The organism is Intrasporangium oryzae NRRL B-24470, from assembly GCF_000576595.1.
GTDB classification, from domain to species: domain Bacteria; phylum Actinomycetota; class Actinomycetes; order Actinomycetales; family Dermatophilaceae; genus Intrasporangium_C; species Intrasporangium_C oryzae.
In genome coordinates, this window is the sequence record NZ_AWSA01000020.1 from 45931 (window position 1) to 64303 (window position 18373).

Below are 18373 nucleotides of genomic sequence, written 5' to 3' on the forward strand. Positions count from 1 at the left end.
GCCATGAGCGAGTCATCCGAGAGCGCCGGCGGGACAACGGCCCGGGTGCTGCGCCTGCTCGACCTGCTCCAGTCACGGCCCGTCTGGAGCGGCACCGAGCTCGCCGAGCGGCTCGGCGTCACGACGCGCAGCGTCCGGCGCGACGTCGAGCGGCTCCGTGACCTCGGCTACCCCCTCAACGCCGAGCACGGCGCCGGCGGGGGATACCAGCTCGGCGCGGGAAGGCGCCTACCGCCGCTCCTGCTCGACGACGACGAGGCCGTTGCCGTCGCCGTGTGCCTGCGCCTCGCCGCGGGCGGCACGGTCGAGGGGCTCGGCGAGGCGGCCGTGCGGACCCTCGCCAAGCTCGACCAGGTCCTCCCCGGACGACTTCGCGCCCAGGTCGAGGCGATCCACGAGGCGACGGTCACCCTGGACTCGAGCGGTCCCATCGTCGACGCGCGCACCCTGCTCCTGCTCGCCCGTGCGTGCCGTGCGACCGAGCAGGTCGCCTTCGGGTATGCCGGACCGCGCGGTCCCAGCGAACGCCGGGTCGAGCCGTACCGCCTCGTCGCGACCGGTCGGCGCTGGTACCTCGTCGCGTTCGACCGCGACCGCGACGACTGGCGCACCTTCCGGCTCGACCGGATCGAGCGCGCACGCGGGCGAGGCTGGCGGTTCCGCCAGCGCGAGGCCCCCGACGCCGCCGAGTTCGTGCGCCGCGCGATCAGCCAGTCGGCCTACGACCACGTCGCCCGCGTCCGCATCGCCGCGCCGAGGTCCGTTGTCGTCCAGCGGATCCCGAGCTCGGTCGGGACTGTCACCGCGGACGGTCCCGACCACTGCATCTTCGAGGCGGGCGGCAACGACCTCGATGCGATGGCGATGCACATCGGCGCGCTCCCGTGGGAGCTCGAGCTGCTCGACCCGCCCGAGCTCCGCGAGGCGATGCTCCGGCAGGCCGAGCGTCTCGCCCGCGCGGCCGCGGGCCTGTCGTCGACGGACCGTCGCACCCACGCTGCAAGGATGGGGACATGACCACCGGCACCCTCGTCCTCGCCGCGACCCCGATCGGCGACCCGCGCGACGCCGCCCCGCGCCTCGGCGAGGAGCTCGCGACCGCCGACGTCGTCGCGGCCGAGGACACGCGCCGGCTCAAGCGCCTGCTGACCGACCTCGGCGTCGCCCCGACCGGCCGCATCCTCAGCTACCACGAGCACAACGAGGCGAGCCGCACCCCCGAGCTCGTCGAGCGGCTCGTCGCCGGCGACCGGGTCGTCGTCGTCACCGACGCCGGTATGCCGTCCGTCTCCGACCCCGGATACCGCCTCGTCGCCGCCGCGGTCGAGTCCGGGGTCCGCGTCACGTGCGTCCCCGGACCGAGCGCGGTGCTCATGGCGCTCGCCGTGTCGGGGCTGCCCGTCGACCGGTTCTGTTTCGACGGGTTCCTCCCGCGCAAGGCGGGGGAGCGGGCCAGGGTGCTCGCCGAGGTCGCAGACGAACGCCGCACCATCGTCTTCTTCGAGGCCCCGCACCGCCTCGCCGAGACGCTCGCGGCCATGCGCGACGCGTTCGGCGCGGACCGCAGGGCAGCCGTGTGCCGCGAGCTGACCAAGACGTACGAGGAGGTCCGCCGCGGGACCCTCGCCGAGCTCGCCGACTGGGCCGCCGACGGGGTCAAGGGGGAGATCACCATCGTCGTCGCGGGCGCCGAGCGCAAGGTCGCGTCCCTCGAGGAGGCGGTCAGCGGCATACGGGCGCGGGTGGCTGCGGGGGAGCGGCTCAAGGACGTCTGCGCCGAGGTCGCCGCACAGACCGGGCTGTCCAAGAAGGCTCTCTACGACACGGCGATCGCCGAGGCCTGACCAGCGGCTCCGATGCCCCGCCGGTCGGCCCTTGCCCCGACGGCCTCGTCGCGAAAGGCTGGACGCGACCGACCGTCCGGCGACCACGAGGACGGCACGACGCAGACCAGGAGTGCACATGGCAATCGTTCGCAACGCAACCGCCCACTGGGAAGGCTCCCTCATGGAGGGCGCCGGCACGGTCACCTTCGACTCGTCCGGCATCGGCACCTACGACGTCACGTGGGCCTCACGCTCCGAGGAGAAGTCGGGTGGTCGCACGAGCCCCGAGGAGCTCATCGCGGCGGCCCACTCGACGTGCTTCTCGATGGCCCTCTCGCACGCCCTCGCCCAGGCCGGGACGCCGGCGACGACGCTCGACACGACGGCAGCCGTCGACTTCAAGCCGGGCACGGGCATCACCGGGATCGCCCTCAAGGTGACCGGAGCCGTCCCGGGCCTCAGCGCCGAGCAGTTCCAGGCCGCCGCCGAGGGGGCCAAGGCCGGCTGCCCCGTCAGCCAGGCGCTCGCGGCCGTCCCGATCACCCTCGAGGCGCACCTCGCGGAATGATCCAGTGAGCGTGTGACCGTCTGACTGTCCAGAGCCCAGCGCGGCGGGTGCCCTCGGGCGCCCGCCGCGCTCGGCTTCAGTGTGGACGCCGTTGGGCGGCCTGAGCGCTCAGGCTTCGACGGTCCGCTTGAGGGCGTCGAGCATGGACTGCCAGTTCTCGCTGAACTGCCTTGCCTGCTCCGCCGACTCGTTGCCGTCCTGGGTGAGAGTGACGGTCGTGCGCTCGCCATCGGCCGTAGGCGCCAGGTCGTACGTCACCGTGTGGTAGTTCTCCGGCCGGTCCTCCTGGCCCATGAGCGGGCTGTAGTGCGAGAACGAGAGGTGTCTCGGCTCGTCGTTCTCGAGCACCTCCCCCTTGTCCTCGTAGGGGCTGCCGTTCATCTCGCCGCGCCACGTGATGGGGCTGCCCACCCGCCAGTCCGTCGACAGCTCGGTGCCGACCATCCACGACCTCACCTGATCCGGCTCGGTCAGCGCGCCCCAGACCGTGTCCGGCGCCGCGTCGACCATGACCTCTGCTCGTGCCACGTGATCTGTCATGAGGAAGTCGTACCCACCCGAGGCGCTCTGCCTGCCGCAGCGCCGAGAACCCAGGCGCGGCCTGCTCCGGGCGGACCCTAGGATTCAGCGCATGAGCAAAGTCCTGTCTGCTGTCGCCTGGCCGTACACCAACGGCCCGCGCCACATCGGCCATGTGGCCGGGTTCGGTGTGCCCTCCGACGTCTTCAGTCGGTACATGCGGATGGCCGGACACGACGTGCTCATGGTCTCCGGCACCGACGAGCACGGCACGCCGATCCTCGTCCTCGCCGAGGAGGAGGGCCTCACCCCGCAGGAGCTCGTCGACAAGTACAACGAGGTCATCGCGCGCGACCTGACCGACCTCGGCCTCTCCTACGACCTCTTCACGCGCACGACGACGCGCAACCACTACGCCGTCGTGCAGGAGATGTTCCGCCAGGTCCACGCCAACGGCTACATGATCGAGCAGACGACCAAGGGCGCGATCAGCCCGTCGACCGGCCGCACGCTGCCCGACCGCTACATCGAGGGCACCTGCCCGATCTGCGGGTTCCCCGAGGCCCGCGGCGACCAGTGCGACAACTGCGGCAACCAGCTCGACGCCGACGAGCTCATCAACCCCCGCAGCAAGATCAACGGCGAGACCCCCGAGTTCATCGAGACGCAGCACTTCTTCCTCGACCTGCCGGCCCTCGCCGACGCGCTCGGCGTGTGGCTCGACGAGCGCGAGGCGTCGGGCACGTGGCGCCCCAACGTCATCAAGTTCAGCAAGAACCTCCTCAAGGACGTCCGGCCGCGCGCGATGACCCGCGACATCGACTGGGGGATCCCGATCCCGCTCGAGGGCTGGGAGGACAACCCGACCAAGCGCCTCTACGTCTGGTTCGATGCCGTCATCGGCTACCTCTCCGCCTCGATCGAGTGGGCGCGTCGCCAGGGTGACCCCGAGCGCTGGCGGGAGTGGTGGAACGAGCCCGAGGCCGTGTCCTACTACTTCCAGGGCAAGGACAACATCACCTTCCACAGCCAGATCTGGCCGGCCGAGCTGCTCGGCTACGCCGGCCGCGGCGACAAGGGCGGCGAGCCCGGTCCCTACGGTGTGCTCAACCTGCCGACCGAGGTCGTCGCCTCGGAGTTCATGACGCTCGAGGGCAAGCAGTTCTCGACGAGCCGCAAGCACGTCATCTACGTCAAGGACATCGTCGCCCGCTACGGCCCCGACCCCATCCGCTACTTCATCTGCGCGGCCGGCCCCGAGAACCAGGACGCCGACTTCAGCTGGGCCGAGTTCGTCCAGCGCAACAACAGCGAGCTCGTCGCCGGCTGGGGCAACCTCGTCAACCGGACGGCGGCCATGATCGCCAAGAACTTCGGCGAGATCCCCCCGTCGTATGCCGTCGAGCCCGTCGACGAGGAGCTCCTCGCTACCGTCTCGGCCGGGTTCGAGGCCGTGGGCGGCTTCCTCGAACGGCATCGTCAGAAGGCGGCGCTCGCCGAGGTCATGCGAATCGTCGGCGAGGCCAACGCCTACGTCTCGAAGACCGAGCCGTTCAAGCTCAAGGGCGACGACGAGCGGGAGCGCCTCGCGACGGTGCTCCACACGCTCGTCCAGGCCGTGTCCGACATCAACACGCTGATCGCGCCGTTCCTGCCGCACGCCGCCAACCGGGTCCACGCCGTCCTCGGCGGCGAGGGCGTCTTCATGCCGATGCCGCGCCTCGATGTCGTCGCCGACCTCGACGACGGGTCGCGGTCCTACCCGGTGATCACCGGCGACTACTCCATGACACCGCGGTGGGAGTCGCGTCCGGTCCTCGTCGGCACGCCGATCGCCAAGCCGACCGGGGTCTTCACCAAGCTCGACCCCGAGCAGGTCATCGCCGACGAGCGCGCGCGCCTCGGTGACGCCGCCCCCGGCAGAACCCGCCACCACACGGACCCGCTCGCGGCACCGAAGATGGGCAAGCCGAAGCACGAGGGTCGCCCGGAGGTCACTCAGAGCGGCGAGGGCAACGGGGTCGACGAGGGGACGGCGCAGGCGACGGGTGACGCGGGCGACGACGCGGGCACGACGGCATGAGCTCCGGGTCGGGGCACCGCGGGCTGCCCGAGGTCGCTCCCGACCCGCTGCCCATCGACGTCGTCGACAACCATGTCCACCTCGACATCACCCGTGAGGGGGACGCGCCGCTCGACGTCGCCGAGGCGATCGCCCGCGCCCGCTCGGTCGGGGTGACGCGTCTCGTCCAGGTCGGGTGCGACCTCGCCGGGGTGCGCTTCACGATGGACGCCATCGAGCGGCATACCGAAGTCGTGGGCGCGATCGCCCTGCACCCCAACGAGGTTCCTCGGCTCGCAGCCGCCGGTCGGCTGGACGAGGCGTATGCCGAGGTCGAGCGGTCGGCCGCACACGAGCGGATCCGTGCCATCGGCGAGACGGGGCTCGACTACTTCCGGACGGGTCCCGAGGGTGTCGCCGTGCAGCAGGACGGGTTCCGCTGGCACATCGACCTGGCCAAGCGCCTCGGCAAGGCCCTGCAGATCCACGACCGCGACGCGCACGAGGACGTCCTGCGCATTCTCGAGGAGGAGGGGGCGCCCGAGCACACCGTCCTGCACTGCTTCTCCGCTGACCTCGCGATGGCGCGGGAGTGCGCCGAGCGCGGGTACTACCTCAGCTTCGCGGGGACGGTGACGTTCAAGAACGCTCGCGGGCTGCGCGACGCCCTCACGGCGACGCCGCTCGACCGCCTTCTCGTCGAGACCGACGCTCCCTACCTGACACCGAGTCCGCACCGCGGGGCGACGAACGCCTCCTTCCTCGTCCCGTTGACGATCCGCGCCATGGCGGGGGTCCTCAACGTCGACGTTCCGTCCCTGTGCCGCGCTGTCTCCGACAACTCCGAGCGGGTCTACGGCCCTTGGGAGTGAGGCGAACTCGTGGTCGGGTGGTCCCGGGGACGCCGAGCGGCCCCCTCCGGGCGAACGGGACAAAGAGCGCATAGCAGGCCCAGCGCGAGTCCGCGCGCTGAGACGGTCGCCGTTACCGAAATTTGACCTATCCGAGGCCGATCGGTCACTGTGGTTGACCGTTGGCCGGTTGCTGCCCCGCATCGCCGCCCCTGACGGGACCCTTCCAGGGCCCGGACGGAGCGGACCGAGAGCGCGTTGCACCCGGATGGTTCGACGTTCGGAGAGTTTTGATTACTCGCAACCTCAAGGTCATGTCCGTGGCCGGCGCGGCCCTCGTCCTCACCGCGGGTGGCGTCACGGCAGCCCAGCTCGACAAGTCCGTTCACCTGTCCGTCGACGGAAAGGCGTCCGACGCCCACGTCTTCGGGAGCACGGTCGGGGACCTCCTCGACAGCCAGGGGATCTCGGTGCACAGCGGCGACGTCGTCATCCCGGCCGTCGACGACGCACTGAGCGACGGCGAGACGGTCACCGTCAAGTACGCCCGCACCCTGACCGTCACCATCGATGGCAAGGTCCGCCAGATCCGCACCACCGAGACCACGGTCGACGGCGCCCTGCTCGCCCTCGGCCTGCGAGGCGACGGCGACCGCATCTCCGTCTCCCGCTCCCAGACGATCGGCCGTCAGGGCCTGTCGCTCTCGATCGTGACCCCCAAGAGCGTCACGGTCGTCGCCGACGGCAAGACGACCACCAAGACCCTCACCGCCGCGACCGTGGGCGAGGCCCTGACGCAGCTGCGTGTCCAGGTCGGGGCGAGCGACAAGGTCTCGCCCGCCGCGACGGCGCCCCTCACGGCCGGCACCCGGATCGTCGTCCAGCGCGTCGCGACGAAGGACGCAAAGGTCACGCGCGCCATCCCGTTCCCGACGGTGCGCACCGAGACCTCCACGCTCTACAAGGGCCAGACCAAGATCAAGACGGCAGGCGTCGCCGGCGTCCGCGCCGTCACGGTCCGCACCACCGTCGTGGACGGCAAGGTCGTCTCGACGACAGATGTCGCCTCGACGGTGACGAAGGCGCCGGTGACCCAGGTCGTCCTCGTGGGGACGAAGGCCCGCCCGGCGACGACGTCCACCACGTCGAGCACCTCGACCGCCTCGGGTGGCTCCCTCAACCTCGCCAACGCGGCGATGTGGGACCGCGTCGCCTCGTGCGAGTCGGGCGGCAACTGGCACATCAACACCGGCAACGGCTACTACGGTGGCCTGCAGTTCTCGGCGTCCACGTGGCTCGCGTACGGCGGTGGCCAGTTCGCCTCGCGCGCTGACCTCGCGAGCCGCGAGCAGCAGATCACCGTGGCCAACCGCGTCTACGCGGACAACGGCCTCGCCCAGTGGGGCTGCAAGGGCTGACGCCCCCCTCGACGTGTGCACGCACACGGCTCCCTGCCGGGGCCCCCGACCCACGAGGTCGGGGGCTCCGGTGCGTCGAAGGCCGGGGCTCGGCGGCGACCCCAGGGTCCGCCACCCGCGCCACGAACCTCGCAACGGTCACGTATGCCGCTGGGCTGGCCCTAGGGTGAATCCATGAGTTCCGCAGAGCCCGGGTCCACCGCGACGCCCGACGGGGGTCCCGACAAGGGTGCCGGGGCGGACGCTGCCGCCGGGGCGATCGTCGACGACGCGGCCCTCCTCGGACCGGCGCAGATCCGTGCGCTCGCCGAGCGGCTCGAGGTGCGTCCGACGAAGCAGTGGGGCCAGAACTTCGTCGTCGATGCCAACACGGTCCGCAAGATCGTCCGCGTCGCCGGGGTCGGGCCCGACGACACGGTCGTCGAGGTCGGCCCGGGCCTCGGGTCCCTGACGCTCGCCCTGCTGCCCGTGGTCCGGCGCGTGACGGCGGTCGAGGTCGACCCGCGGCTCGCCGGCGCCCTCGAGGACACGGTGCGCGCGCTGCAGCCCGGCAACGCGGACAAGCTGCGCCTCGTCGCAGCCGACGCGCTGACGGTGACGAGCCTGCCCGGACCGAAACCGACGGCCCTCGTCGCCAACCTGCCCTACAACATCTCCGTCCCCGTCGTGCTGAGCTTCCTGCAGCACTTTCCGTCGATCCGGCGCGTCCTGGTCATGGTCCAGCTCGAGGTCGCCGAGCGGCTCGCGGCGAGGCCCGGGAGCAAGATCTACGGCGTGCCGAGCCTCAAGGCGGCCTGGTACGCCGACGTCGAGCTCGCCGGAAGGGTCGGTCGCAACGTCTTCTGGCCCGCCCCCAACGTCGACTCGGGCCTGGTCTCCCTCGTGCGCCGGGACCCGCCGGAGACGACGGCGACCCGCGAGGAGGTGTTCCGCTGCATCGACGCTGCCTTCCTCCAGCGGCGCAAGGCCCTGCGCGGCGCGCTCGCATCGTGGGCCGGCTCGGTGGACCGGTCCGAGGCCGCCCTCCGCGCGGCCGGGGTCGACCCGAAGACCCGGGGCGAGCAGCTGGACATCACGGCGTTCGCGCGCATCGCCGAGGCACTCAATAGGGTGAGTCCATGACTGTCGCCCCGACCCTGCCCGGGACCGTGACCGTGCGCGCTCCCGCCAAGGTCAACCTCGAGCTGCGGGTGGGTCCGCGGCGGGCCGACGGCTACCACGACCTCGCCACCGTCTTCCAGGCCGTGTCCCTCCACGACGAGGTCTCGGTCGCCCGCTGGGACGACTGGCAGGTCGTGGCCGCGGGGACGTATGCCGACCTCATCCCGACCGGACCCGACAACCTCGTCGTCCGCGCGGCCCAGCTCCTCGCCCAGCGCTACGGCATCGACGAGACGCTCTCGATCCGGATCGACAAGGACATCCCAGTGGCCGGTGGCATGGCCGGTGGCTCCGCCGACGCGGCCGCCGCCCTCCTCGCGTGTGACGAGCTCTGGGGGCTCGGCCTCGACCGCGACGAGCTCTCCGACCTCGCGGCCCAGCTGGGCAGCGACGTGCCGTTCCCGCTCGCCGGGGGCAACGCGATGGGCTCCGGCCGCGGTGAGCAGCTCGCGCCGGTCCTCGCCCGCGGCACGTTCCACTGGGTCTTCGCGGTCAGCGACCAGGGCCTGTCGACGCCGGCCGTGTACGCCGAGTGCGACCGCCTGCGGGAGGCCGAGGGCGGCGACGCGTCCGTGCCCGAGCCCCGCGTCAGCGCCGAGATGATGGGGGCGCTGCGCCGGGGCGATGCCCGCGAGCTCGGGCGGGCCCTCCACAACGACCTCGAGCCGGCAGCCTTCTCGCTGCGCCCGGACCTGCGTGAGCTGCGCGACGCGGGCGTCGAGTTCGGGGCTCTCGGCGGGGTCGTGTCGGGGTCCGGCCCCACGGTCGCCTTCCTCACCGAGAGCCACGAGGCCTCGCTCGACCTGTCCGTGTCGCTCGCGGCCGCGGACCTCTGCCGCGACCTCCGGCGCGCGAAGGGCCCCGTCCACGGCGCCCATGTCATCACGAGCCCGCGGGGCGACTGAACCACCTCCGACCGGGCCTGACCGGCCGAACCCGTACGACTCCTGCAAGAAAGCACGCATGGCCAACCTCATCTCCCTCGAGCTCGTCTCGCTCGTGTTCGGCACGACCCACGTCCTCGACGACGTCTCCGTCGGGGTCCTGACCGGTGACCGCATCGGCGTCGTCGGTGTCAACGGGGGCGGCAAGTCGACCCTGCTCCGCGTCATGGCGGGCCTGCAGGAGCCCGACTCGGGCCGCATCTCCAAGCAGGGCGGCGCCGACGGCATACGGATCGGGATGCTCGCGCAGGAGGACGCCCTCGACCCCGTCTGGACCGTCCGTGAGGCGGTCCTCGGTGACCGGCCCGAGCACGTGTGGGCCGGCGACGCGCGGATCCGTGACGTGCTGACCGGGTTGCTCGGTGGCATCGGTGCCGAGGCGATGGGCGGGCTCGAGAGCCGCGTCGGCCCGAAGTCCGGTGGTGAGCGCCGGCGCCTCGCCCTCGCGCGGCTCCTCGTCGAGGACCCCGAGCTGCTCCTGCTCGACGAGCCCACCAACCACCTCGACGTCGAGGGGGTCGCCTGGCTCGCCGAGCACCTCGCGACGAAACGCCCCCGGCCGGGCAACGCGACCGTCGCGATCACGCACGACCGATGGTTCCTCGACGCCTACGCGACGCTGACCTGGGAGGTCGAGGGCGGTGCCGTGTCCGCCTTCGAGGGAGGGTATGCCGCCTACGTCCTCGCCAAGGCCGAGCGCGACCGCGTCGCCGGGGTCGTCGCCGACCGGCGCGCCAACCTCATGCGCAAGGAGCTCGCCTGGCTGCGCCGCGGCGCTCCGGCGCGCACGAGCAAGCCGAAGTTCCGCATCGACGCCGCCAACGCCCTCATCGCCGACGAGCCGGCGCCGCGCAACAGCGTCGAGCTCGCCTCGTTCGCGTCGCGCCGGCTGGGCAAGGACGTCCTCGACCTCGAGGACGCGACGGTCGTGCTCGGGGACCGGAGGATCCTCGACCACGTCACGTGGCGCCTCGCGCCCGGTGAGCGCGTCGGCATCGTCGGGGTCAACGGCGCCGGCAAGTCGACCCTGCTTCGGGCCCTCACGGGTGAGATCCCGCTGACGAGCGGGCGCCGCAAGGTCGGCAAGACCGTCGCGATCGCGCACCTGACCCAGGAGGTCCGTGAGCTCGAACGGTTCGAGCAGTGGCGTGTCATCGAGGCCATCGAGGACGTCAGGCAGTGGACGACCCTCGGCGGCAAGGAGATCAGCGCCGGCCAGCTCGCGACGCGTCTGGGCTTCCCCGGGGGCCGGCAGCAGTCGCGCGTGGGCGATCTCAGCGGCGGCGAGCGGCGGCGGCTCCAGCTGACCCGGCTCCTGCTCACCGAGCCCAACGTCCTCATTCTCGACGAGCCGACCAACGACCTCGACATCGAGACGCTGACGTCCCTCGAGGACGTCCTCGACGGCTGGGCCGGAACCCTCATCGTCGTCTCGCACGACCGATACCTGCTCGAACGGGTCGCCGACAAGCAGCTCGCCCTCCTCGGTGACGGCAAGGTCCGCGACCTGCCCGGAGGCGTGGAGGAGTACCTCCGCCTGCGGGCCGCCGCCACGAGCGCGCCCGCGCGTTCGGCGGGGAGCCGGCCCAGCGGCATACCCTCGACGCCTGCGTCGGAGCCCACGTCGAGCCCGGCGGAGGTGCGCGAGGCCCGCAAGACGATGGCCCGCGTCGAGAAGCAGCTGAGCCGGCTGGCGGACCGCGAGGAGCGCCTCCACGGTGAGATGGCCACGAAAGCGACCGACCCGGTGGCCCTGGCCGACCTCAACGCCAAGCTGCAGGCCGTCGTGGCCGAGCGCGAGGAGCTCGAGCTCGAGTGGCTCGAAGCGGCGGAGGTCGTCGGCTGAACCCTTGAAAGTATCTTGATATCAAGATACTTTGGGCCCATGGAGATGTTCCTGCACCACGTCCAGGTGTCCGGTCCTCCCGGTTGCGAGGACCGGATGCGCGAGTTCTACGTCGACGTCCTCGGCATGACCGAGGTCGACAAGCCCAAGGCGCTCCGGGCCCGCGGTGGGGCCTGGTTCCGAGCCGGGGCCGCCGAGATCCACGTGGGCATCGAGGACCCGTTCGCGCCCGCCCGCAAGGCGCACCCGGGGCTCGCCGTCCGCGACGTCGCGGCCCTCGCAGCCCGCGTCGAGGCGGCGGGAGCGCCGGTCGCCTGGGACGACGCGATCCCGGGCCTACGGCGCTTCCACACGAGCGACCCGGTCGGCAACCGCCTCGAGCTCCAGCAGGCCGCGGGGGAGTGACCGCGACCCGCCGCCGGGCCGCCGGTCAGGCCTCGCGCGTCTCGAGGGGGGCGAGCATGGTGCGGAGCAGCATGGCGAGCTGGGCCTGCTCGGCGGGGGAGAGCTCGGACAGGAGCGACTTCTCCTGCTCGATGAGGTCGGCCATCGCCGAGTCGACGACGTCACGGCCCGCCCGCGTCAGCCGGACGAGGACGCCACGGCGGTCGCCCGGGTCGGGGCGGCGCTCGACGAAGCCGCTCCGCTCGAGGCGGTCGACCCGGTTGGTCATCGTCCCCGACGTGACCAGCGTCTGCTGGACGAGCTGGCCGGGAGAGAGCTCGTACGGCGCGCCGGCGCGGCGGAGCGCGGAGAGGACGTCGAAGGCCCAGCCGTCGAGCAGGTGCTCGGAGAAGGCCGAGCCGCGCGCGAGGTCGAGGCGCCGGGCGAGCCGCGAGACGCGCGACAGCACCTCGAGGGGTGTCACGTCGAGGTCCGGTCGCTCGCGCCGCCACGCGGCGACGATCTCGTCGACGTCGTCGACGCGTGGTCGGTCGACGCCGGGTCGCTCGGAGCTCATGGGTCAACTCTAGTCCGCATCAAGACTCTTGACATCGAAGGAAAGTGAGACCGTCATGGCCGAGTCCGAGAACCTCGCGCCCGCCGATCCAGGCTCCAGGGCCTCCGCCTGGGACCCACGGCAGTACGCCCGCTTCGGCGACCACCGCGGGCGGCCGTTCCGCGACCTCGTCGCCCAGGTGCCGACCGCCGACCCGAAGGTCGTCGTCGACCTCGGCTGCGGGGCCGGGGACCTGACGCTGACACTCGCCGAGCGCTGGCCCGACGCTCGGGTCGTCGGGATCGACAGCTCTCCCGAGATGCTCGCCCGCGCCCGCGAGACCGACGGCGCGGGTCGAGTCGAGTGGGTCGAGGCGGCGGCCGAGACCTGGGGCCCCGCCTCGCTTGTGGCGCCGGTCGACGTCCTCGTCACCAACGCGACCCTCCAGTGGGTGCCGAGCCACCTCCGCCTCATCCCGACCTGGGTCGCGGCGCTCGCTCCCGGCGGCTCGTTCGCGATGCAGGTGCCGGCGAACTTCGACGCACCCTCGCACCGGCTGATGCGCGAGGTCGCGGCCCGGCATCCGCGGGCCGAGGAGCTCCGCCCCGGGCTCGAGCGGGCGCAGGCCGTCGCCCTCCCCGAGACGTATGCCGCCCTCCTCCTCGACCTCGTCAGCCCGGCTCTCGACGCGGTCGACGTGTGGCAGACCACCTACGAGCACGTGCTCCCGGCGCCCGAGGGCGAGCGGCATCCGGTGCTCGAGTGGGTCCTCGGGACCGGGCTGCGTCCGGTCCTCGGCGTCCTCACCGACGAGGCAGAGCGGGAGGCCTTCCTCGCGGACTATGCGGCGGAGCTGGAGCTCGCCTATCCCCGCCGCTCCTTCGGGGTGCTCTTCCCCTTCACGAGGACCTTCGCCGTCGCCCAGGTCGGGTAGGCGCCGGGTCAGCCCCGGCGCCGGGTCAGCCCCGGCGCTGGGTCAGCCCCGGCGCTGGGTCACGAGGCGCGGGTTCGGGTCGAGCCCGGCGAGGCCGTTCCACGCGAGGTTGACGAGATGCGCCGCGACCTGGTCCTTCTTGAACTTGCGCCGGTCGAGCCACCACTGGCCCGTGAGGGCGACCATGCCCACGAGCATCTGGGCGTGGATCGGCGCCGACTTCGGATCGAGCCCACGCGCCTTGAACTCGGCCGCGAGGAGGTGCTCGACCTGGGAGGCGACGTCACCGAGGACGCTCGCGAACGAGCCCGTCGACTGCCCTGCCGGCGAGTCGCGCACGAGGATCCGGAAGCCGTCGGTGTCGCTCTCGATGTAGTCGAGCAGGGCGAGCGTCGCCCGTTCGAGCAGGACCCGGGCGCCCTGCCCCTCGTCGAGAGCCTCGGAGATGCCGCCGAGGAGGGCCTGGATCTCGCGGTCGACGACGACGGCATAGAGCCCCTCCTTCCCGCCGAAGTGCTCGTAGACGACCGGCTTGGAGACCTTCGCCTGCGAGGCGATCTCCTCGACGCTGGTCGCCTCGAAGCCCTTCTCGGCGAAGAGCTTGCGGCCGACCTGGACGAGCTGCTCGCGCCGCTGCGGCCCGGTCATGCGCGACCGCGGCGCCTCCCGCGAGGAGCGGTCGGAGCGATCGGCCCGCTCACGCCCGGGTCGCTCTCGTTCGGAACGGTCACGGTCGGATCGGTCGGCGCTCACCGTCACATTGTGCCGAGGTCGGGCCGGACCGGGGGCGCACGAGCCACGGCGTGGTCTGCACTACCCTGTGGTCGTCCCCGGCCGTCCGGCGGGGGACCTTCCCCGGTTGGTCTGTCGGCAGGGCCCGCCTGACTTTGAATCAGGACAAGCGACGCAGGTTCGACTCCTGCCCGGGGAGCCGAGCTCGCGCCTACGCGCGCAGTTCAGAAACGGCAGAGCCCGGCCCCACTTCCTCTGAGCACGGGCTCTCGCCTTGTGAGTGTCAGAGGGAAATCGCAGAAGCAGGTTCGAGGCTGCCAGGCCCCAATGGTCTCGGCGAGGCAGTTGGCTCCTTGCGTGGCCCACTCCGGGTCCTTCTTCCGGCCGCCTTGATCGCGGAGTCAGGTCGTTGTGCCGGGGACCCTGCAGGTAAGGGGCAGGTTGGGGCGGATGCAGCCCAAATCGGGTTCCAAGGCGCCACAGGCCATTCCACACACCTCAGGGCGAAAATACGCGTCGGTACGGCCGATGCAAGGCAAACCGACGGCGTGAAACCACTTGACAGCGGTGACGCTGTTCCGCTACTCCGGATAACAGCGTTTGGGTGGCCCGACGATCCCGTCCGGGACCAATTTCGGTATCTCTCTGACGCCCAGGCTCGGAGATTACCCATGCACGTACTCTCACGCTATTGGGGCCAGAATTGGCTCATCACTCCGGCTGCGCTCGCCGTCAACGAGCAACCACCCGACGTCTACGAACAGAGATGGCTGCTCGTCCTGACCGGCGTGGTGGATGCGAGCATCCAAGGTAACAGCCCTCACCAGTGGCTACACGACACAGTGTCATTCCTGCCGGATACGATTTCGCCCCTCAACTATGCAATCGACCACTACGGCATTCCTAGGCCTGCGACTTCGGGGTCCCTGGCGTTTTCCGTCGACCAGTGGGCTCCCTTCGCATCTCTGAGCTCGATCTTCGACGCGGGCCCGTCGGACAACGCCGGCTTCGCCGTCGACGTGTGGCGCCCGACCTCCTTCACCGAGGTGGGCGACGCGGTGACCGGGCAGGTGGTCGGCAACATCTTCGGCGGGATCGACGTCGACGTGGCTGTACGCGATTCAGATGCCTGGATATACCGAATCGGCTACAGCATCACGCTGCTCGGCAGGATTGTCTTTACTCCTCAGATTCCGTAGGACAACTGGGCCCTGTCTCCCGAATGTGTGTGTCCTCGGCTGTGATGGTTAGCCGTGTCGCGTTCTGCCGTGGTGACGGATGCCAGGTGGAAGCTGATCGAGCCCTTGATGCCGTCCTCGGACGGCAAGCGGGGCGACCGGTCGCGCGACCACCGCACGATCGTGGAGATCATCGGGTCTCAGTTCCGGCCCGGGATCGCCTGACGCGACCTGCCCGAGCGGTTCGGGCCGTGCCCGGCGGTGTCGAAGCGGCACCGCCGGTTCTCGGGCGACGGCACTTGGAACCCGGTACACACGCGTTGCTGACGCACGCCGACGTGCTCGACGGGATCGACTGGTCGTGAGCGTGGGCTCCACGATCAATCGCGCTCGCCAGCACGGCGCGAACCTGACCCGGGCCACTCCGGGCACAGGGGGAACTATCGACCACAGAGTCCGAGCGTCGAGCCGGCTGATCACGCCATCGGCTGTCGGCATGAGGTCTGTGCAGTGTCCGCCAGGGGCCCGGCGGTCACTGTGGCTTCCGATCGAAGACCATGACCGACCAGCCACCCATCCGGTCTTGTCGGGTCAAGCGAAGTCCGGCAGCGCGCAGGAGGCGCTGCTCCTCGGGCGAGAGGCCCTGGACGGTCCCGTAGCCGACCCGGATGATCCGTCGCGCGGTCGCGAGCCGGGAGGCGACCGACGCCAGAGGTAGGTTGGTCTCCCAGAGCTGACCACTCGTCTCGAACGAGTCCTTGAGCGTCAGGTCCGTCATCCCGGAGAACGCCTCGGGATATGCGTACATCGCGATCCGTGGCGTGCGGTCCGAACGCTTGGGTGCGGGAAACAGGACATCGTCGCCCGGCTTGCGATCGGAGGAGACGGTGGCAGCGACCTGGGGCAGCACATCCTTGGAGTCCCAGCGCCGAGCGTCCTTCCACGGCCCATATGCCACGGCGGCCACGAGCCCCAGAGCGACCGCGGCGCGCCACCGTGCAGCGGGGCCGACGGCGCACGCGCCGAGAAGGAGCGCGACCCCCGGTCCGGACAGCGTCAGGTATCTCGGGTAGAAGAGCGCGTACTCCGTGCTGACCAGTTCGAGGGTCGCGAGCGGGACGACGCTCCAGCCGAGGACGAGGGTGAGCACGGCCGCCGGTCTGAGCAGGCCCGTCCCTTCGGACAGCGGACGCCGAGTGTTCCACACCAGGACGACGAGCCCGGCCAGGAGCAGCAGGCCCCAGACGACGAGGCCGACCGGCCGGGTGTGGTCGAAGAAGACGGCGGCAGGGCCGGCGAGGGCGGTCTTCCATGACGTCACTCGCTGCAGCCAGGCCACCTGGCTCCGCTGGCCCATCGTCAGCAGCGCGATCGGTGCCACGCCGAGCAACGCGCCCGTCGTCACGGCCCAGAACCTCTGCATCCACCTCGCGGGCGGGCGCTGAAGCACGACGACAGCGACGAGCACCGGCAGCATCAGCATGCTGTAGACGAAAAGGGCGCCGGCGGCCCAGAGCGCGAGCCCGTAGCCGGCCCACCACCGGCCGCCCCGTTCGAGCGTGCGGACGAGGCAGACGACGACGATCGTGACCAGAAGGGCAGAGAGCGCGTAGGAGCGCGCTTCCGTGGCCGACCACTGAGCCCGGGGGAGCAGGACGAACCCGACCCCCGCGACCAGCCCCGCCACCGGCGTCCACAGGCTCGCGGCCAACCTGGTGAGAAGCACCGACGTGGCCGCCACAGCGAGGACAGACAGGACTCGCAGGCTGTCGACGGACGGGCCCCAGAGGATGCCCCACGACTTCGCGATGACGTAGTAGAGGCCGTGCACCGCGTCAACGTGGTGCAGCATGGTGAAGAGCGCCCCCCACGACCGCTCTGCCGCGGTCAGTGTGGCGATCTCATCGTGCCAAGGCCCCGGTCGCCACGACTCCCACCCGCCGACGACCAGTGCGAGGAGCCCGACCGCCCACGGCATCCATCGAACGTTCCTGGACTGGGTCATCGAGGCCGATGATAGCGAGCAAGGCAGGGAGTCAGGTGCTGATCCTCGGAGAGGCGGCGGGGTACTCCAGCGCGAACTGTGGTCCCGTGCCCCCGACGCCGGTGAGGCGGACTGGCAACCATGCACGTCACGAAAAGGCTCACGACTTTGCTGAGTCCTGACCGCTTCCGGCTGGTACAACGGAGCGGAGCAGCGATCCGTACTACCACAAGGGTGTGCACATGTTCGAACAGGCACTGTCCGAGCTCGATGTCGACCGGTTCTGGGAAGTCGGTTACGCGCGTCTGCCCGGGGTCTACTCCGACGAGGAGGTGAAGCAGATGCGCGAGGAGGTCCACGAGCAGACGAAGCGGGGTGGCGAGCTCGCGACCGGCCCACTGCTGCATGTGCTCACCGACGGGCGGATGGTCGCCGTGGCCAAGAAGCTGCTCGGCGTGGACAGGGTCCTCTACGGAGGTGACAGCTCGGCCACCATCAACGGTGTCATCCGTGCCTGGCACAAGGACAACACGGATCGCGAGGACTCGGAGGCCCCCGACTGGGACGACCGCTACACGCAGCTGCGCTTCGGCATCTACCTGCAGGACCACACGCAGCACACCGGCGGCCTCAACCTCAAGCTCGGCTCGCACGACAGGTGCGACCTCTCGTCAGGCGAGACCATCTACGTCAAGAACGAGCCCGGTGACCTGCTGGTCTGGAGCATGCGGATGACCCACTCCGGGGCCGGCACGCTGTTGAAGGACCCCACCGCGCGCTTCCCTGAGCCCAAGGAGTGGAACGCGTTCCCTGCCGAGCAGATCGCGCCGGCCCACGACGAGCGGATGGCGGTCTTCGTCCACCTCGGCGCCGACGACAAGCACGGGCGCCGCTACCTCGACTACCTCAAGACGCGGACGTACATGGTGGGTGCGTGGCGCAAGGCGCCGTTCACCCCCGAGATCATCCAGGCCCTCGAGGCCGCCGACATCGTGGTGCGCGACCTTCCTGCCGAGGTGCGCGACGACAAGCGCGCCGGCCTCAACGCCAACTGGGAACCGTTCTGGTACCCAGGCATGCGTCATCCCGAGCGAGCGGGCGCGCCGACCGTGCAGGGAGCGAGCTCCGCGCCGGCGCCGGCGCCGTCGACGTCGGGCGGAGCCAAGGACCCGTACCCGGTCGACTTCGCAAAGCGGTATGCCCGCGCGACGAAGCGGCGCCTCAACGGCGTCCTGCGCGGGGCACGCGCCGGCTGGTACGACTCGGCTCCGAAGGCGAAGAAGGCAGCCCGGGCGGCGCGGTCCGGCTCCTGACGCGCGGAGCGTACTCGGAGGCACCCCCGCCATGCTCGGTGCAGGGTTAGGCCTGTTCGGCGGGGTCCTCCCCCCGGCTGAGGAGCGGCAGGCGGGC

General features: G+C 71.0%; 18 protein-coding genes and 1 tRNA gene. 15 read left to right on the top strand and 4 right to left on the bottom strand.

Annotation, left to right across the window (positions count from 1 at the left end):
• The first annotated feature begins 3 nt into the window (after positions 1 to 3).
• From N865_RS10915 to N865_RS10925, 3 genes are all read left to right on the top strand, one after another.
• Entirely contained in the window at positions 4 to 1017 is a 1014-nt protein-coding gene (locus N865_RS10915; protein ID WP_051510461.1) for a helix-turn-helix transcriptional regulator, read from the top strand.
• The gene (gene rsmI / locus N865_RS10920) at positions 1014 to 1844 is read left to right on the top strand and encodes a 16S rRNA (cytidine(1402)-2'-O)-methyltransferase (RefSeq protein WP_034805444.1); all 831 of its coding nucleotides are present in this window, start codon (positions 1014 to 1016) and stop codon (positions 1842 to 1844) included. The genes N865_RS10915 and rsmI overlap by 4 nt, the downstream gene beginning before the upstream one ends.
• Before the next feature lie 118 nt (positions 1845 to 1962).
• A complete protein-coding gene (locus tag N865_RS10925; protein WP_034805447.1) occupies positions 1963 to 2394 on the top strand; it encodes an OsmC family protein in 432 nt (143 codons plus the stop codon).
• A gap of 108 nt (positions 2395 to 2502) precedes the next feature.
• Here the strand turns inward: N865_RS10925 and N865_RS10930 are convergent, their stop codons facing one another.
• A complete protein-coding gene (locus N865_RS10930) occupies positions 2503 to 2934 on the bottom strand; it encodes an SRPBCC family protein (RefSeq protein WP_034805449.1) in 432 nt (143 codons plus the stop codon).
• Positions 2935 to 3025: 91 nt separating this feature from the next.
• Between N865_RS10930 and metG the strand changes: the two genes are divergently transcribed.
• The 7 genes from metG to N865_RS10965 all read left to right on the top strand — a co-directional run bounded on the left by metG (position 3026) and on the right by N865_RS10965 (position 11600).
• Positions 3026 to 4996, top strand: coding sequence for a methionine--tRNA ligase (gene metG, locus N865_RS10935; RefSeq protein ID WP_245603728.1), 1971 nt, complete (start codon positions 3026 to 3028; stop codon positions 4994 to 4996).
• On the top strand, positions 4993 to 5847 hold the full coding sequence (locus N865_RS10940; RefSeq protein WP_034805452.1) for a TatD family hydrolase: 855 nt from the start codon (positions 4993 to 4995) through the stop codon (positions 5845 to 5847). The genes metG and N865_RS10940 overlap by 4 nt, the downstream gene beginning before the upstream one ends.
• A 293-nt stretch (positions 5848 to 6140) precedes the next feature.
• Positions 6141 to 7244 carry a resuscitation-promoting factor gene (locus N865_RS10945; protein WP_051510462.1) on the top strand — a complete coding sequence of 368 codons (1104 nt, stop codon included), beginning with the start codon at positions 6141 to 6143 and terminating at the stop codon, positions 7242 to 7244.
• Between the two features lie 174 nt (positions 7245 to 7418).
• The gene (rsmA, locus tag N865_RS10950) at positions 7419 to 8366 is read left to right on the top strand and encodes a 16S rRNA (adenine(1518)-N(6)/adenine(1519)-N(6))-dimethyltransferase RsmA (protein WP_084328145.1); all 948 of its coding nucleotides are present in this window, start codon (positions 7419 to 7421) and stop codon (positions 8364 to 8366) included.
• Entirely contained in the window at positions 8363 to 9310 is a 948-nt protein-coding gene (locus N865_RS10955) for a 4-(cytidine 5'-diphospho)-2-C-methyl-D-erythritol kinase (protein WP_034805458.1), read from the top strand. Before rsmA ends, N865_RS10955 begins: the two co-directional genes overlap by 4 nt.
• 58 nt (positions 9311 to 9368) lie before the next feature.
• Positions 9369 to 11195, top strand: a complete 1827-nt coding sequence (locus N865_RS10960; protein ID WP_034805461.1) for an ABC-F family ATP-binding cassette domain-containing protein — start codon at positions 9369 to 9371, stop codon at positions 11193 to 11195.
• Positions 11196 to 11234: 39 nt separating this feature from the next.
• Positions 11235 to 11600 carry a VOC family protein gene (locus N865_RS10965; protein ID WP_034805464.1) on the top strand — a complete coding sequence of 122 codons (366 nt, stop codon included), beginning with the start codon at positions 11235 to 11237 and terminating at the stop codon, positions 11598 to 11600.
• A gap of 25 nt (positions 11601 to 11625) precedes the next feature.
• Here N865_RS10965 and N865_RS10970 read toward each other — a convergent pair whose 3' ends face one another.
• Positions 11626 to 12156 (bottom strand): MarR family winged helix-turn-helix transcriptional regulator, encoded by a 531-nt coding sequence (locus N865_RS10970; protein WP_051510463.1) that lies wholly within the window; start codon positions 12154 to 12156, stop codon positions 11626 to 11628.
• A gap of 55 nt (positions 12157 to 12211) precedes the next feature.
• Here N865_RS10970 and N865_RS10975 point away from each other — a divergent pair, with 55 nt between their 5' ends.
• Entirely contained in the window at positions 12212 to 13069 is an 858-nt protein-coding gene (locus N865_RS10975) for a methyltransferase domain-containing protein (RefSeq protein WP_051510464.1), read from the top strand.
• A 42-nt stretch (positions 13070 to 13111) separates the two neighbouring features.
• Here the strand turns inward: N865_RS10975 and N865_RS10980 are convergent, their stop codons facing one another.
• Entirely contained in the window at positions 13112 to 13717 is a 606-nt protein-coding gene (locus N865_RS10980) for a TetR/AcrR family transcriptional regulator (protein WP_034805468.1), read from the bottom strand.
• Between the two features lie 204 nt (positions 13718 to 13921).
• Between N865_RS10980 and N865_RS10985 the strand changes: the two genes are divergently transcribed.
• From N865_RS10985 to N865_RS23530, 3 genes are all read left to right on the top strand, one after another.
• Positions 13922 to 14000 (top strand) — tRNA-Gln (locus N865_RS10985).
• A gap of 472 nt (positions 14001 to 14472) precedes the next feature.
• Positions 14473 to 15000 carry a hypothetical protein gene (locus N865_RS10990; protein ID WP_034805470.1) on the top strand — a complete coding sequence of 176 codons (528 nt, stop codon included), beginning with the start codon at positions 14473 to 14475 and terminating at the stop codon, positions 14998 to 15000.
• A 69-nt stretch (positions 15001 to 15069) separates the two neighbouring features.
• Positions 15070 to 15204 (top strand): transposase, encoded by a 135-nt coding sequence (locus N865_RS23530; protein ID WP_084328146.1) that lies wholly within the window; start codon positions 15070 to 15072, stop codon positions 15202 to 15204.
• Between the two features lie 307 nt (positions 15205 to 15511).
• Here N865_RS23530 and N865_RS11000 read toward each other — a convergent pair whose 3' ends face one another.
• Entirely contained in the window at positions 15512 to 16984 is a 1473-nt protein-coding gene (locus N865_RS11000) for a glycosyltransferase family 39 protein (protein WP_084328147.1), read from the bottom strand.
• A gap of 221 nt (positions 16985 to 17205) precedes the next feature.
• Between N865_RS11000 and N865_RS11005 the strand changes: the two genes are divergently transcribed.
• Positions 17206 to 18276: a phytanoyl-CoA dioxygenase family protein gene (locus N865_RS11005; RefSeq protein ID WP_034805475.1), complete on the top strand. Its 1071-nt coding sequence runs from the start codon at positions 17206 to 17208 to the stop codon at positions 18274 to 18276.
• Positions 18277 to 18373: the final 97 nt, after the last annotated feature.

Excerpts from the sequence above, each read along its gene's own strand:
- N865_RS10915 (WP_051510461.1), top strand. The coding sequence starts at position 4 with ATGAGCGAGTCATCCGAGAGCGCCGGCGGGACAACGGCCCGGGTGCTG.
- rsmI (WP_034805444.1), top strand. The coding sequence starts at position 1,014 with ATGACCACCGGCACCCTCGTCCTCGCCGCGACCCCGATCGGCGACCCG.
- N865_RS10925 (WP_034805447.1), top strand. The coding sequence starts at position 1,963 with ATGGCAATCGTTCGCAACGCAACCGCCCACTGGGAAGGCTCCCTCATG.
- N865_RS10930 (WP_034805449.1), bottom strand. The coding sequence starts at position 2,934 with ATGACAGATCACGTGGCACGAGCAGAGGTCATGGTCGACGCGGCGCCG.
- metG (WP_245603728.1), top strand. The coding sequence starts at position 3,026 with ATGAGCAAAGTCCTGTCTGCTGTCGCCTGGCCGTACACCAACGGCCCG.
- N865_RS10940 (WP_034805452.1), top strand. The coding sequence starts at position 4,993 with ATGAGCTCCGGGTCGGGGCACCGCGGGCTGCCCGAGGTCGCTCCCGAC.
- N865_RS10945 (WP_051510462.1), top strand. The coding sequence starts at position 6,141 with ATGTCCGTGGCCGGCGCGGCCCTCGTCCTCACCGCGGGTGGCGTCACG.
- rsmA (WP_084328145.1), top strand. The coding sequence starts at position 7,419 with ATGAGTTCCGCAGAGCCCGGGTCCACCGCGACGCCCGACGGGGGTCCC.
- N865_RS10955 (WP_034805458.1), top strand. The coding sequence starts at position 8,363 with ATGACTGTCGCCCCGACCCTGCCCGGGACCGTGACCGTGCGCGCTCCC.
- N865_RS10960 (WP_034805461.1), top strand. The coding sequence starts at position 9,369 with ATGGCCAACCTCATCTCCCTCGAGCTCGTCTCGCTCGTGTTCGGCACG.
- N865_RS10965 (WP_034805464.1), top strand. The coding sequence starts at position 11,235 with ATGGAGATGTTCCTGCACCACGTCCAGGTGTCCGGTCCTCCCGGTTGC.
- N865_RS10970 (WP_051510463.1), bottom strand. The coding sequence starts at position 12,156 with ATGAGCTCCGAGCGACCCGGCGTCGACCGACCACGCGTCGACGACGTC.
- N865_RS10975 (WP_051510464.1), top strand. The coding sequence starts at position 12,212 with ATGGCCGAGTCCGAGAACCTCGCGCCCGCCGATCCAGGCTCCAGGGCC.
- N865_RS10980 (WP_034805468.1), bottom strand. The coding sequence starts at position 13,717 with ATGACCGGGCCGCAGCGGCGCGAGCAGCTCGTCCAGGTCGGCCGCAAG.
- N865_RS10990 (WP_034805470.1), top strand. The coding sequence starts at position 14,473 with ATGCACGTACTCTCACGCTATTGGGGCCAGAATTGGCTCATCACTCCG.
- N865_RS11000 (WP_084328147.1), bottom strand. The coding sequence starts at position 16,984 with ATGACCCAGTCCAGGAACGTTCGATGGATGCCGTGGGCGGTCGGGCTC.
- N865_RS11005 (WP_034805475.1), top strand. The coding sequence starts at position 17,206 with ATGTTCGAACAGGCACTGTCCGAGCTCGATGTCGACCGGTTCTGGGAA.